Source organism: Microcystis sp. LEGE 08355 (assembly GCF_015207185.1).
Classification (GTDB): Bacteria; Cyanobacteriota; Cyanobacteriia; order Cyanobacteriales; family Microcystaceae; genus Microcystis; species Microcystis panniformis.
This window is the reverse complement of the sequence record NZ_JADEXI010000806.1, coordinates 1-1,638: the sequence shown is the minus strand read 5'-3', so window position 1 is coordinate 1,638 and position 1,638 is coordinate 1. Positions and strand designations below refer to the sequence as shown.

Genomic DNA, 1,638 nt, shown 5'->3' with positions numbered 1-1,638 from the left:
GGTACTTATTATCTCAAGACCAAAAGTCTTTCTAGTTAAGGAATATACCCGAATAAAAATTATTTTAATTGCCTCATATTTTTTCAGTGAAATTGAATTAGCAACGATAGATATACATTTCAGTTATCGAACTACTTAGTTAGTACATAAGCTAAAAGCAAGCTGTGACTGGGTTATAATTTTTGGAGATGTCTAATTTACTCTTAATAGAAAGAATAGATTCATAAATATATTTTTATTCCTCATAATAGCCCCATTCATGCAATTGTACTCCTGACTCCTAACCCCACCAACAAACTTTTTCAGCCAACCCTACTTAGGTTCTCACTAAGGATTTATTGACACTGGCTTCAATTTGATAAATAGAGGAAAGGACGCTACCTTGATGATTATTGACTAGATCATATTTGACTTCTTGTAAATAATTAAAAATGGCATCCCGCAGAATTGGTTTTTCAATGTTTACCGTGTGCTGATAGTCCCATAAATCCCAAATTATCAAACCAATTCCCACGATTGGATCTATTAATTCTGCCCCAAAACTACTCGCTACTGCTCCACCAGTTTTAGTGGCAATTTTCGCCCCCGTTTTTCCCGCTAGGGACAAATAAACTGTGCTGCCCACTTTCATCACTGGGATCAGAGATTTAACTCCCAAAGCAGTGGCACCACCGACTAAAAGTTTAATTGATGTGTTAGAAATATTGCCCTCGGTATCTTGAATTGTTATGGCTATATCACCAAGATAACGATCCCATTTGCCTTGGGGAATTTGATAACTGGCCTGAATATTCTCTAATTCATTGCTTAAATTACTGACATATAAATTAACGGCATCCCTAGTAATTCTCTCTAGACGTAATTGGGCCTCTTGGGGACGAATTACCCGTTTAGTAAACTCGGTTTGAATAGTTTTGGTCAAATTTTCTGCCACCACCTGTTCCGGGGGTGGATTATCTGTATTGACCCAGTGAGCGATCGAGGAGTATAATCCGCTTAAAAAGGCCTTACCCTCAAATTGTTTTTGATTGAAATAGTTAAAATACCAAGGCAAAAAACCCTGATCTACTCTTGTCATCAACTCCTCCACCCATCCCTCAATTTCTCCTAGGGCAAAGCTTTGAGAATTGGCTCTCGCTGTCTGTAAAGCTTGGCTAATTTCTCGATCAATTTTACTGTTAGATTTTTTGGTTATACTGACGGGAATCTCTAGGTTAGTTTCGGTAGCAACCTTAGTTTTTAACGGTTCATTGCTGGCAGTTCCTAGCCAAATTTTCCCTAAAAGAGGCACGATAACCACTAGAACAACTATAGCCCAAATTAACGGGGTGATCGCCTTAATCAGTTGACTGATTGCCTGAATGCGGTTAGTTTTTTCACTATACTGAGGTGGCTCAATATTTTCCTGTGAATCTGGCCTAGAGTTCATCGAAAAATTGGGTCTGAAACCCCGCCCTTTAGCGATAGCGGAGGGCGGCTTTATAGTGAGAAACAATTAAACCGTTAGAACGACGAATTAACTGAATCTTGCTAACAGCCATCTGTCCCAATCGTTGACCATTGGTATCGCTTACAGATAGCTTTTTTTCGGTATCTCCACTAACATAACCAATTCCTTTGGGAGAAGAAACTAAATCT

1 protein-coding gene and 1 pseudogene are annotated in these 1,638 nt (G+C 38.7%); both read right to left on the bottom strand.

All coding sequences use genetic code 11. The features are described 5' to 3' along the window. Positions 1 to 316 precede the first annotated feature (316 nt). Entirely contained in the window at positions 317 to 1,429 is a 1,113-nt protein-coding gene (locus tag IQ242_RS24205) for a hypothetical protein (protein WP_193961709.1), read from the bottom strand. A gap of 28 nt (positions 1,430 to 1,457) precedes the next feature. Next, positions 1,458 to 1,638 (bottom strand): annotated as a pseudogene (locus tag IQ242_RS24200) (hypothetical protein); the annotation flags it as partial.